This window comes from Nocardioides salsibiostraticola (assembly GCF_054783655.1).
The window spans coordinates 65,624-77,763 of record NZ_BAAGQD010000026.1 but is presented as its reverse complement, the minus strand read 5'-3'; the positions used below and the strand labels follow the sequence as shown (position 1 = coordinate 77,763).

Annotated in this window: 11 protein-coding genes; 5 read left to right on the top strand and 6 right to left on the bottom strand. The window is 68.6% G+C overall.

Going from position 1 to position 12,140, the window contains the following annotated elements; translation table 11 throughout:
* Positions 1 to 83 precede the first annotated feature (83 nt).
* The 4 genes from ACYVLV_RS14920 to ACYVLV_RS14905 all read right to left on the bottom strand — a co-directional run bounded on the left by ACYVLV_RS14920 (position 84) and on the right by ACYVLV_RS14905 (position 4,305).
* Positions 84 to 1,223, bottom strand: coding sequence for a MalY/PatB family protein (locus tag ACYVLV_RS14920; RefSeq protein ID WP_460811148.1), 1,140 nt, complete (start codon positions 1,221 to 1,223; stop codon positions 84 to 86).
* Positions 1,220 to 1,636, bottom strand: a complete 417-nt coding sequence (locus ACYVLV_RS14915) for an HIT family protein (RefSeq protein ID WP_460811147.1) — start codon at positions 1,634 to 1,636, stop codon at positions 1,220 to 1,222. The genes ACYVLV_RS14920 and ACYVLV_RS14915 overlap by 4 nt, the downstream gene beginning before the upstream one ends.
* A 126-nt stretch (positions 1,637 to 1,762) precedes the next feature.
* A complete protein-coding gene (locus tag ACYVLV_RS14910; RefSeq protein WP_460811145.1) occupies positions 1,763 to 3,748 on the bottom strand; it encodes an FAD-dependent oxidoreductase in 1,986 nt (661 codons plus the stop codon).
* Positions 3,745 to 4,305, bottom strand: coding sequence for a PadR family transcriptional regulator (locus ACYVLV_RS14905; RefSeq protein WP_460811143.1), 561 nt, complete (start codon positions 4,303 to 4,305; stop codon positions 3,745 to 3,747). Before ACYVLV_RS14905 ends, ACYVLV_RS14910 begins: the two co-directional genes overlap by 4 nt.
* Before the next feature lie 107 nt (positions 4,306 to 4,412).
* On the opposite strand from ACYVLV_RS14905, the gene ACYVLV_RS14900 reads away from it, so the two are divergent.
* The 5 genes from ACYVLV_RS14900 to ACYVLV_RS14880 all read left to right on the top strand — a co-directional run bounded on the left by ACYVLV_RS14900 (position 4,413) and on the right by ACYVLV_RS14880 (position 9,922).
* Positions 4,413 to 5,588, top strand: a complete 1,176-nt coding sequence (locus ACYVLV_RS14900; RefSeq protein WP_460811141.1) for a CaiB/BaiF CoA transferase family protein — start codon at positions 4,413 to 4,415, stop codon at positions 5,586 to 5,588.
* A gap of 63 nt (positions 5,589 to 5,651) precedes the next feature.
* Complete coding sequence (locus ACYVLV_RS14895) at positions 5,652 to 7,103, top strand: flavin-containing monooxygenase (protein ID WP_460811139.1); 1,452 nt, start codon at positions 5,652 to 5,654, stop codon at positions 7,101 to 7,103.
* A gap of 257 nt (positions 7,104 to 7,360) precedes the next feature.
* Positions 7,361 to 8,854 (top strand): DEAD/DEAH box helicase, encoded by a 1,494-nt coding sequence (locus ACYVLV_RS14890; RefSeq protein ID WP_460811137.1) that lies wholly within the window; start codon positions 7,361 to 7,363, stop codon positions 8,852 to 8,854.
* A 119-nt stretch (positions 8,855 to 8,973) separates the two neighbouring features.
* A complete protein-coding gene (locus ACYVLV_RS14885) occupies positions 8,974 to 9,168 on the top strand; it encodes a CsbD family protein (RefSeq protein WP_460811135.1) in 195 nt (64 codons plus the stop codon).
* Positions 9,169 to 9,226: 58 nt separating this feature from the next.
* Positions 9,227 to 9,922, top strand: coding sequence for a CPBP family glutamic-type intramembrane protease (locus ACYVLV_RS14880; RefSeq protein ID WP_460811132.1), 696 nt, complete (start codon positions 9,227 to 9,229; stop codon positions 9,920 to 9,922).
* A gap of 43 nt (positions 9,923 to 9,965) precedes the next feature.
* Here the strand turns inward: ACYVLV_RS14880 and ACYVLV_RS14875 are convergent, their stop codons facing one another.
* Both ACYVLV_RS14875 and ACYVLV_RS14870 read right to left on the bottom strand, forming a co-directional pair.
* Complete coding sequence (locus ACYVLV_RS14875) at positions 9,966 to 11,129, bottom strand: alpha/beta hydrolase family protein (RefSeq protein WP_460811129.1); 1,164 nt, start codon at positions 11,127 to 11,129, stop codon at positions 9,966 to 9,968.
* Between the two features lie 77 nt (positions 11,130 to 11,206).
* Positions 11,207 to 12,094 (bottom strand): NAD(P)H-binding protein, encoded by an 888-nt coding sequence (locus tag ACYVLV_RS14870; protein ID WP_460811127.1) that lies wholly within the window; start codon positions 12,092 to 12,094, stop codon positions 11,207 to 11,209.
* Between the last annotated feature and the right edge of the window lie 46 nt (positions 12,095 to 12,140).

Here is a 12,140-nt window from a genome sequence, read left to right as displayed (position 1 = left end):
GTCGCGGTCGAGGGCCATCTGCCGCCCCTCGAAGGGCCATTTGGCGAACTTCGCGTCCCCATTTGGCGAACTTCGTGGGGGATTCAGGTGAGGGAGATGGCCAGGCGGTCGACGAGGTGGGTGAGGCGCTCGGGGCTGGTGGCGAAGTTCAGCCGGATGTGGCCGGTGAGGCCGGGGTGGAAGTCGTGGCCCGCGGACACCCGGATCCGACCTCGTTCGAGCGCGAACGCTGCCGGGTCCGCGTGCCCGTAGGGGCGCAGGTCGATCCAGGCGAGATAGGTGCCTTCGGGTCGCCGCATTCGGGCCGCGGGCAGGTGGGTGGCCAGTAGTTCGGTCAGTAGGGTCCGCTGATCATCGAGGCGGGCGACCAGCGCGTCGAGCCAGCCATCACCGGACTCGTACGCCGCGATCGCGGCGATCACACCGAAGGGCGACCACGAGTCGTTGACGACCATGGGAGCCCCGGCCAACCGTTCGCGGGACGATGCATCCGGCACCACCAACTGGGCGCACCGCATCCCCGCGGTGTTGAAGGCCTTCGACGCGGCAACGACCGCGACCGCGTGATCGCTGGTCCCCTCGAGATCGAGGTAGGAGGTGTGCGAGGCCCCGGGCAGGACGAGCGGGGCGTGGATCTCATCCGAGATCACCCGAGCTCCATGGCGCAGTACGACGTCGCGTACACCCTCCAGCTCGGCCCGGGTGAAGACCCGGCCCCAGGGGTTGTGGGGCTGGGTGAGGAGGAGGGTCCGGGCGCCGGCCGCGAAGTGTGCGTCGAGCTGGTCCAGGTCGAGCTCGGCCCGCTCGGCGTCCGGGTCGACGATCAGATCGACCCGGTCCCGGCCGGTGACCTGCGCGACCTCGAGTTGCGGGGTGTAGGCGGGCACCAACATCACCATGGGACCGGGCTCGCTGAGCACATCGAGAGCCACCCGGACCCCCGCGGTCACATCGACCACCGGCAGCACGGTGTCGGGGTCGACCACCTGTCCGTAACGCCGAGCCGCGAATCCGGCGTACGCCTCACGTAGTCGCGGGTCCCCACCGAATCGGGGATAACCCAGCTGCCCTCGGTCGACGGCGGCGTGCAGCGCTTGGGCGATCACCGGGGCCGGGGCGTAGTCCATCTCGGCCACCCAGGCGGGTGTCACGTCCGCCGGGCAGCTTCCCCACTTCTCCGGCATCGCCGCCCGGCACTGCTCATCGGTGAGGTCGACGATCACGAGTCGGAGCCGTAGGCGGTGGCGGCGGACTCCAGGATCCCGGGAGCCGCGGCCGTGGGGATCCACGGGAGTTCGAGTCGATCACGGTCGTCGGTGTAGCGCGGCACCACATGCAGGTGGAAGTGGAAGACGGTCTGCCAGGCGACCTCGCCCCAGCAGTTGAGCAGGTTGACGCCGTCCGCGCCCAGGTCGGCCACCGCCTTCCGCGCCATCCGCTGCGCGGTCAGCGAGCAGGCGGCCAGATCCTCGGGGGCGATCTCGCCGAGGTCGCGGCTGTGCTCCCGCGGGATCACCAGCAGGTGCCCCTCGGTGGCGGGGTTGATGTCGAGGAACGACACGGTCCGCTCGTCGGAGTCGATGATCGTGGCGGGCGCTTCACCGGCGACGATGGCGCAGAAGATGCAGTCACTCATGGAGTGACCCTAACGACGGTCGTAGCCAGACATACACAATTCGAGAACCGGTCCCTCAGGTGGCGCAACGGCGCGGGATCGGGAAACGAAAAAACGATATGTGTATGTCTGGCTACGAGCATCCGTTCAGAGAGCGGCGACCACGCGGGTCCCCTGCTCGATCGCACGCTTGGCGTCGAGTTCCGCGGCCACGTCGGCGCCGCCGATCAGGTGGCGGTCCTCAGCATCGAGCCCGCGCACCGACTCCTGCCCGGCGCACAGCACGACGTGGTCCACGGCGAGCACCTGCGGCTTGCCGTCCACGGTGATGTGGAGGCCCGCGTCGTCGATCCGGTCGTACGACGCCCCGTTGACCTGGACGATCCCGGACTGCTTGAGCACCGCCCGATGTGCCCAGCCCGACGTCTTGCCCAGGCCGATCCCGATGGGGGTGGTCTTGCGCTGGACCAGCGTGACCTCGCGGATCGGCTCGCGCGGCTTGCGTTCGGTCAGGCCGCCGGCGTGTAGGGACGGGTCGCCGACGCCCCAGTGGGACATCCAGTCCTCCATGGTGTCGGTGGGGTCGTGGGTGAGCCAGTGGCTCACGTCCACACCGATCCCGCCGGCGCCGATCACGGCTACCTTCTTGCCGGGCACGACCTTGCCGGAGAGCACGTCGGCGTAGGAGACCACGCTCGGGTGATCGACACCCGGCAGGTCGGGGATCCGAGGCACGACACCACTGGCCACGATGACTTCGTCGAACGGCTCCAGCGCAGCCTCGTCGGCCGTGGTCGAGAGACGCACGTCGACACCGAGCACCTCGAGGCGGCGTGTGTAGTAGCGCAGCGTGTCCGCGAAGTCCTCCTTGCCGGGGACCGCCATCGCGAGGCGGAACTGTCCGCCGAGCTGATCGTTCTTCTCGAAGAGGGTCACCTCGAAGCCGCGTTCGGCAGCGGAGACAGCCGCAGCCAGCCCGGCGGGACCCGCACCGACCACGGCGACGCGAGCCGAACGCTTGGTCGGCCCGAGCACCAACGTGGTCTCGCGGCAGGCCCGCGGGTTCACCAAGCAGGACGCCTTCCGGTTGGCGAAGACGTGGTCCAGGCAGGCCTGGTTGCAGGCGATGCAGGTGTTGATCTCGTCGGATCGTCCGGCCTGGGCCTTCACCACGAAGTCGGGATCCGCGAGCAACGGGCGGGCCATCGACACCAGATCGGCCTGACCGGAGGCGATGATCTCTTCGGCCATCTCGGGGGTGTTGATCCGGTTGGAGGCGCAGACCGGCACGGACACCTCCGCCTTGAGGCGGGCGGTCGCGTCTCGCCAGGCGCCGCGAGGGACCTGGGTGATGATCGTCGGCACCCGAGCCTCGTGCCAGCCGATGCCGGTGTTGAACACGGTGACCCCGGCCTCCTCGAGGCCGTGCGCGAGAGCCAGCACTTCCTCCCACGTCTGACCGCCCTCGACGAGGTCGAGCAGGGAGATCCGGTAGATCACGGGGAAGTCGGCGTCGACCTGCTCGCGCACCCGTCGCATGATCTCGAGCGGGAACCGCATCCGTTTCTCGGCGGACCCACCCCAGGCGTCGGTGCGGTCGTTGGTGCGTTCGGCGAGGAACTGGTTGATGAGGTAGCCCTCGGACCCCATGATCTCGACCGCGTCGTAGCCCGCCTTGACCGCCAGCGCGACGGAGTCGGCGAAGTCGGTGGCCGTCTGGTCGACCGCTTTGGTGGACAGGGCGCTGGGCTTGAAGGGGCTGATCGGGCTCTTCTTGTTGCTGGCGCTGACGTTGAGCGGGTGGTAGCCGTAGCGCCCCGCGTGCAGGACCTGCATGGCGATCGCGCCGCCGGCTTCGTGAACGGCGTCGGTGACGTCGCGGTGCCGCATCGCCTGCAGCCGCGTGGTCATCTCCGAGGCGAACGGCTTGAGCCATCCGCGCTTGTTGGGCGCGTAGCCGCCGGTGATGATCAGGCCGACCCCACCCCGGGCGCGCTCGGCGAAGTACTCCGCCAGAGCGGGCAGGTCCTTGGCCCGGTCCTCGAGTCCGGTGTGCATCGATCCCATGACCACGCGGTTGCGCAGGGTCAGCGACCCGAGGGTGACGGGTGCGAGCAGGTGTGGGTAGTTCACGGTGCCTCCGGTGATGGGTGTTCGCTGGGCTGTCTGCGGTCGAGGTATTCGGTGAGCCAGGTGACCCAGGTCTGTTCGGTGAGTACGCCGCCACGCAGGACGAGGTACTGGTCCAGCGCGAGCCCACTCAGTGAGTCCGGATCGGGGTAGTCCCGCTTCATCAGCTGTTCGTAGTGGCCCAGCCGGGTCTGGTGGTCGGCGAGGTTGGTGCGTACGACGTCCAGCACCGACTCGACCTCCCCGAAACTCGCACCCCGCAACTTCACCGCGAGTTCGCTGCGCAAGGCGTGCGGTTCGGTCGGTTGGGCGAGCCAGACGCTGAGGGCCTGCGACCCGGTCGAGGTGACGGCGTACTGCTTCTGGGTGGGCTTGCCGGGGGCGTGGACCTCGCTCGCCTCGACCCACCCGTCCTTTTCCATCCGGCCCAGCACGCGGTAGATCTGCTGGTGGGTGGCGTGCCAGAAGAAGCCGATGGAACGAGCGAAGCGGTGCGACAGTTCCTGGCCGGACGCTGGCTGCTCGCTCAACGAGACGAGCAGCGCGTGTTCGAGGGCCATGACGAAACCCTGCCACGGGTATGCAACGAGTTGCAAACAGACGTGACCGGGGTCTCGTCCCGCACCGTGACGGCGTCGGTGACAGCAGTTCTGTCATGATCGCGCCCATGAGCAACGACACGAGCATCGAGTTGGGCAAGGGCACCGGGCCGCTGAAGGGCGTCAAGGTGGTCGAGATCGCCGGCATCGGACCGGGGCCGCACGCCTGCATGATCCTGGCCGACCTCGGGGCCGACGTGATCCGCCTCGAACGGCCCGGCGGGCAGATGTTCTCCGGCGGGGCCACGATGTTGCTCAACCGAGGCCGCCCCAGCGTCGCGATGAACCTCAAGGACCCCGAGGCGGTCGCCACGGTGCTGGAGTTGATCAAGGGTGCCGACGTGCTCGTCGAGGGGTTGCGACCGGGCGTGACCGAACGGCTCGGTCTCGGCCCGGACGACTGCTTCGCGGTCAACGAGCGCCTGGTCTACGGCCGGATGACCGGTTGGGGCCAGGACGGACCGCTGGCCAAGGCGGCCGGCCACGACATGAACTACATCGCCATCACCGGCGCGCTGTTCGGCCTCGGTCAGGACCCGGCCAAGCCGCACTTCCCGGGCAACCTCGTCGGCGACTTCGGTGGCGGGTCGACGTACCTCGTCATCGGGATCCTGGCCGCGCTCCTGGAGAGCAAGCTGTCCGGCAAGGGGCAGGTCGTCGACGCGGCGATCGTGGACGGTACGGCGCACCTGAACACGATGACCTCCGCCTTCTTGGCGCAGGGCGGCTACAAGGAGGAGCGGGCCGCGAACCTGCTCGACGGTGGCGTGCCGTTCTACGACATCTACGAGACCTCCGACGGCCTGCACATGTCGGTCGGCGCCCTGGAGCCGCAGTTCTTCGACGCGATGGTCACCCTGCTCGACATCAAGGACACCTGCCCCGGCCAGCTCGATCTGGAGCGGTACGACGAGATGCGGGACCTGCTCACCGAAACCTTCGCGTCCCGGACCCAGGCCGAGTGGGTCGAGGTGTTCGAGGGGACCGACGCCTGTGTCGCCGGCATCCTGCCGCTCACCCAGGCCTCCCAGCACCCGCACCTGGTGGCCCGGGAGACCTTCGTCGAGCGGGATGGGATGACGCAGCCCGCCCCCGCGCCGCGCTTCTCCCGCACCGGGGCGACGCTGACCCTGCCGCCCTCGACCGAAGCCGGCGAACACACCCGCGCCGCGCTGACCGCGTGGGGGATCGCGGATGTCGAGGGCCTCCTCGAACGCGGCATCGCGGTGCAGCCGGAGGGATGACCGGTGGATGTGACCTCACTCACGACTGCTGAATAGTCGTCAACAGCAGGTTAGATTAGGAACATGCCTTCCGTGAACAGCCCCGAACACGTCGACGTCCTGATCATCGGAGCCGGCCTGTCCGGCATCGGAGCGGCGTGCCAGTTGCGCACCTCGCACCCGAACCGATCCATCGCGCTCCTCGAGACGAGGGACACCAGCGGCGGCACCTGGGATCTGTTCAAGTACCCCGGCATCCGCTCCGACTCGGACATGTTCACCTTCGGCTACCGGTGGCGGCCGTGGGCCAGCGACACCGCGCTGGCCGACGGTGAGTTGATCCTGAACTACGTGCGCACCGTCGCGAAGGAGTACGGCGTCGACCGGCTCATCCGCTACCGCCACCGCGTCACCGGCGCCGACTGGGATAGCGCCACCTCGCGCTGGACCGTGCGGGTCGACATCGACGGCGAGCCCACCACCATCACCTGCAACCTGTTGTGGGGAGCCTCGGGCTACTACAACTACGACCGGGGCCACGTCGTCGAGTTCCCCGGCCAACAGGACTTCACCGGTCAGGTCATCCACCCGCAGCACTGGCCCGAGGACCTGGACTACACCGGGAAGAAGGTCGTCGTGATCGGCAGCGGGGCGACAGCGGTCACCCTGGTGCCGTCGATGGCCGACAAGACCGAACACATCACGATGCTGCAGCGCACCCCGACGTACATCCTCCCGATGCCCAACCGGGACCCGCTGGCCAAGCTCCTCGCTCCACTGCCGCAGAAGGTGGTCTACCCCATCGTGCGGTGGAAGAACGTGCTGATGATGGTCGGCAGCTACAAATTCTCGCGTCGCTTCCCGGACGCGATGAAGAAGGTCGTGCGCAAGGCTGCGGAGGCGAGCCTGCCCGATCACGTGTCGTTCGACGAGCACTTCCAGCCGGCGTACAACCCTTGGGACCAGCGCCTGTGCGTGATCCCCAACGGCGACCTCTTCAAGGCTCTGAGTTCCGGGGACGCCTCGATCGTCACCGACACCATCGAGACCTTCGACGAGACCGGGATCCGGCTCACCTCGGGGGAGCACCTCGACGCCGACATCATCGTCACCGCCACCGGGCTGAGCATGAAGCTCTTCGGCGGCATCGACTTCTCGGTCGACGGGGAGAAGGTCGACCTTTCCAAGTCGATGGCTTACAAGGCACTGATGCTCAGCGGCATGCCCAACTTCATCTTCACCATGGGCTACACCAACGCCTCCTGGACGTTGAAGGCCGACCTGGTCGGCGAGTACGTCGCCCGCCTGCTCACCCACATGGACCAGACGGGCTCCACTGCGGTGGTGCCGGTGCGTGACGAGAAGGTGGGGGAGCGGCCCTTCATGGATCTGTCGTCGGGCTACATCCAGCGTGCGATGGACGACCTGCCCAAGCAGGGCGACCAGGCGCCGTGGCTGCTGAAGCAGAACTACCTGACCGACGTACGCACCATCCGCCGCAGCGACATCGACGACGGGGTCCTCAGCTTCTCCTGACCGGTGGGCCCCGGGCCGACCCGCCGCGTGACGTCGGCCACTTCCGCCCGTGAACCGGCGTCGTAATGCGTCCAGAACACACGCGTACCACTACGGTGTGACCACCAGTCCGGCAAGTCTTGCCCCGGACTCACGCGTAGCCGGTCACTCGGAGCGGCACGCCCCTCGATCAGATCCTGCATCGGGGCCGCTACTTCGCACCCCGCAACCGGCGGGGTCAGCTTGGTGAGACACCCACCAACGTGAGTGATACCAACATGTCTTCAGAATTCGCCACCCTCGGCGTGCCCAACAACCTTGTCCGCCTCTTGGCCGACCAGGGCATCACCGACCCCACCCCCATCCAGCGCGCGACGCTGCCCGACTCCCTGGCCGGACGCGACGTCCTCGGCCGTGGCCGCACCGGCTCGGGCAAGACCTTCGCGTTCCTCCTCCCCCTCGTCGCCCGGCTCGTCGACACCGGTCGCCCGGCCGAGTCCCGCAAGCCCCGCGCCCTGATCATGGCCCCGACCCGGGAACTGGTCGGCCAGATCAACGAGGCCCTCAAGCCGATGGCCAAGGCCAACAACCTGACCACCGTCACCGTCTTCGGCGGCGTCGGCCAGGGCCCGCAGGTCACCGGACTGCGCAACGGCGTCGACATCGTGCTGGCCTGCCCCGGCCGCCTCGAAGACCTCATCAGTCAGCGTCACTGCGACCTGTCGAACATCGAGATCACCATCCTCGACGAGGCCGACCACATGGCCGACCTGGGCTTCCTGCCGGCGGTACGCCGCATCCTCGAGCAGACTCCCCGCAGCGGTCAGCGACTGCTCTTCAGCGCCACGCTGGACAAGGCGATCGACGTCCTGGTCAAGAAGTTCCTGACCAACCCGGTCACCCACCAGGCCGACTCGGCCCAGTCGCCGGTTTCCAAGATGGACCACCACGTCCTGCAGATCACCCGCGACAGCCGCGTCCCGGTCCTGGTGGACCTGGCCAGCGCGCCGGGCCGCACCGTGGTCTTCACGCGCACCAAGCACGGCGCCAAGGCGTTGGCCAAGCAGCTGAACAAGAACGGCGTACCCGCCGTCGAACTGCACGGCAACCTCAGCCAGGGCGCCCGCACCCGCAACATGGATGCCTTCCACGAGGGCAAGGCCACCACGTTGGTGGCCACCGACATCGCCGCCCGCGGCATCCACGTCGACGACGTCGCGCTGGTCATCCACGCCGACCCGCCGGCCGAGCACAAGGCCTACCTGCACCGCTCGGGCCGCACGGCGCGCGCCGGTGCCGCCGGCACGGTCATCACGTTGATGACCAGCGAGCAGGTCCGCGACGTGCGTGACCTGACCCGCGCAGCCGGCATCAAGCCGACCATCACCCGCATCGACGGTTCGAACCACCCGATCCTGGTCACCCTCGCCCCCGGCGAGCGGACCACCGTTCCGGGCGGACTGGTCGTGGCGATCCCGCCGGGCACCGGTGGCGTCGGCGGCGGTCGCTCCACCCGCGGGAACTCCGCCGGTGGCCGCGGTCGCGGACCCAAGGGCGGCCAGGGCGGCCCCAAGACCGGGCAGGGCGGCGGTCAGTCGCAGGGTCGGTCCCGCACCCAGGGCGGCAAGGGCGGCCAGGGCGGTCAGGGCTCCGGTGGCGTTAAGCCGGCCGGCGGCGGCAACCGCAGCCGCGGTCGCAGCGGCGCCTCCGCGGGTGCTGCCGGTGGACGCTCGGGTGGCGGCCACAGCGCCGCCTCGTTCAGCTCGCGCTGATCCGTCACGCAACCTGGGGTGAGCCGCAGCACGTTCTGTTTGGCTCCACCCCGGGTTGGGCACTGTAGACGCAAAGGGCGCGACGTCCAGGTCGTGCCCCCGATGCGAAGGAGGCCCCCATGGGAGCCGACGACAAGCTGAGCAACAAGGGCCAGGACCTCAAGGGCAAGGTCAAGGAGTCCACCGGAAGCGCCGTGGGCAACGAGAGCCTCGAGGCCGAAGGCAAGGGCGACCAGGCCGAGTCCTCGGTCAAGCAGGGCGTCGAGAAGGTCAAGGACGCCGCTGGCGACGTCAAGGACGCTTTCAAGAAGTAGTCCTCATCACGCAATTCTTTGTTCGCCCCTCCGTCCTCGTAAAGTCGAGGACGGAGGGGTGATTGCATTGTCGAACTGGGTCAAACGGTCGCTGTGGGACGTGGTTCCGCGCGACCAGCAGGACACGCCGACGGAGTTGCGGCGCCGGCAGTTGGTCACCGCGGGCTTCGTCGCCCTCGGTGCCGTGGTGCTCGCCATGTCGCTGCGCATCGAACCCGGCAACGTGTGGTTCTACCCCGCGACACTCGGGTTGGCCTCGGTCTGGGCCGTGGGTGCCCTCACCTCGGGTCGCCTGCACCTGGGGCGGATCGCCTGGGGTGACGGGTTCGCCCGACCGATCATCACCCCCATCGTCATGGGCCTGATCCTGGGTCTGGTCTTCGTCGTCGGCGCCCTGGTCATCCGGGAGATCCCGTTCCTCGCCGACCAGGTGAACTCCATCCTCGAGTACGCCGACGCCGGCTCGCTGCCGATCCTGGTGGTCATCACCGCGATCAACGGGATCGCCGAAGAACTCTTCTTCCGCGGAGCGGCCTATGCCGCGATCACCCGGCACCCCGTGGCCTGGACGACGCTGGCGTACGCCGTGGCGACACTGGCCACCGGCAACGTGATGCTCAGCTTCGCCGCCCTCATCCTCGGCGTGGTGGTCGGCCTCCAACGCCGAGCCTCCGGCGGCATCCTGGCCCCGATCCTGACCCACGTCACCTGGTCGTTGTCGATGCTGCTGATCCTGCCGCTGGTCATCACCTGACCGTGGGTCCGGTGATCGCTGGACGACACGCGATGCGCGGGGACTACTGGCGGACCGTGGCGCCCTCGATGGGTCCGACCTCGTCGTAACGGCTGTCGTCGAGCAGCACCGAGCGGAGGAAGCCGACCGAGTAGTGCTCGGTCACGTCGAAGGCCCGCGCCAACGCCGCCGGGTCGTCGCAGGCGCCACCGACCTGGGCACGGACCGCCTCGGCCGCACCGTCCGGCACGGCGTCGCCGCCGTTGTCGATTGCCTCCGCGATCGCGCAGACGTCGGTGACCGAGGAGTGACCGGCACCGTCGATGAGCACCAGACGCGAGTCGCCGGTGCTGCGGCTGACCGGTCGGGTCGACTGGTTCTCCACCGGGGTCGTGCGGTCATCGCTCCCGGTGACGATCAGCATCGGCACGTTGATCGACTCCAGGTCGGCGTTGCTGAGGAGCTCCGAGTAGGGCGCGAGGGGAACGATCGCGTCGACCCGCGGGTCACCGGGGATGCCGTCGTACCCACCGGCCGCAGCCAGCGCCGTGAACCCGCCGAAGGAGTGGCCCATCACAGCGACCTTCTCGATGTCGACCAGTCCGGCGGCGATCTCCTGGGACTCCAGACGATCCAGGACGACGCCCACGTCGAGCACCCGGTTGGTGGCGGTGACCTTCGGCGAGGTCTGGGTGCCGAGCAACTGGTCGATCGCGGTGTTGCCGGGATGGTCGGGAGCGACGACGACGAACCCGTGCGAGGCCACCGTCTCGACGATGGACGCGCTCTGTTGGCGCAGGCCACCCGACCCGTGGGAGAACACCACCACCGGGAACGGACCCTCCGCCGAGGCGGGGCTACCGGTGGTGGACAGGGCGGAGTCGAAGGCGACGCCGGGGATCAGTTCGTACGGCGTGGGGGCGCTGTTCGTGTCGGAGGGGTACCAGACCTCCACCGAGAAGGTGCGGTCCTCGCGGGAGGCGTCCACGACCTGCTCGGTGCGGCGTCCGACCGCGAACGGGCCCGGCTCGGAGGGGGCGGAAGCCTCGCCTGTCTCGGGATCCTCGGCGTCGGCCGACTCGGAGGCGGAGGGGTTGGCCGAGGTGGCGTCGGGCCGCGGGTTCGTGATGTTCTGCGCGGCGTCCTCGGTTCCGGAGCAGCCCGCGAGGGTCAGTCCGGCGACCGCGAGTGCCGCAGCGATGGCGTGATGACGAGCGGGACGAGTCATGGGGATCCTCAGGGGTGATGGAAGTGGCGGCTCGCCGCCGGGGGTGGGGCTGTGGTGCATCAGGTGCGTGAGGTGCGTCAGGCCTTGGATTCCTCGATCGCCTGGCGCACGGCCTCCTGGTAGGCGATCGGCTCACCGGGAACGACCTGGAGGATCGAGAACTCGGTGCAGACGACCTCGGTGGCCATCGAATCGATCAGGTTGCGACCGGTGGTGACGTCGACATCGGTGACGAAGGAGATCCACCGCGAGGACAGCGAGGGGCTCAGCACCGGGACGGTCATGATGAACACCCGGCGACCGTTCATCACCTCGGCGGCCTGCTGCAGCATCTCGAGGTAGCTCAACTGCTCCGGACCGCCGATGTCGAAGGTCTTGCCCAGCGCATCGGGATTGTCGATGACCCCGTCGAGGTAGCGGATCACGTCGTCGACGGCGATCGGCTGAGTGCGGGTCTGGGTCCACTTCGGGACCACCATGGCGGGCAGGTTCTTGACCAACTGTCGGGTGATCTCCCACGAGATCCCCCCGGCTCCCACCACGATCGCAGCGCGCAGCACCGTGACCGGAACACCGGCCTCGCCGAGCAGTCCCTCGACCTCACGACGCGAACGCAGGTGCGGTGAGAGGTCCTCGCCCTCGGCACCCAACCCGCCGAGGTAGACGATCTGGCGTACGCCGGCCCGCTGAGCCGCGGCGCCGAAGGCTCGTGCGGCGTCGGCGTCCTTCTTCTCGAAATCGTCGTCGTCGAGGGAGTGGACCAGGTAGATGGCCACGTCGGCACCGCTCAGCGCGTCGCCCAACGTCTCGGGGTCGTGGACGTCGCCGTAGACCGCAGTGCCCGGGCCGTCGTACTTCTTCGGGCTGCGGGTCATGGCCCGCACGTCCAGGCCGCGGTCGTTCAGGACGGGGACGAGGCGGCTGCCGACGAAGCCGGTGGCGCCAGTGACGAGAACGGTGGTCATGGGTCCACCCTAGGCGGCGGCTCGAACCGGGGGACATTCATCACGA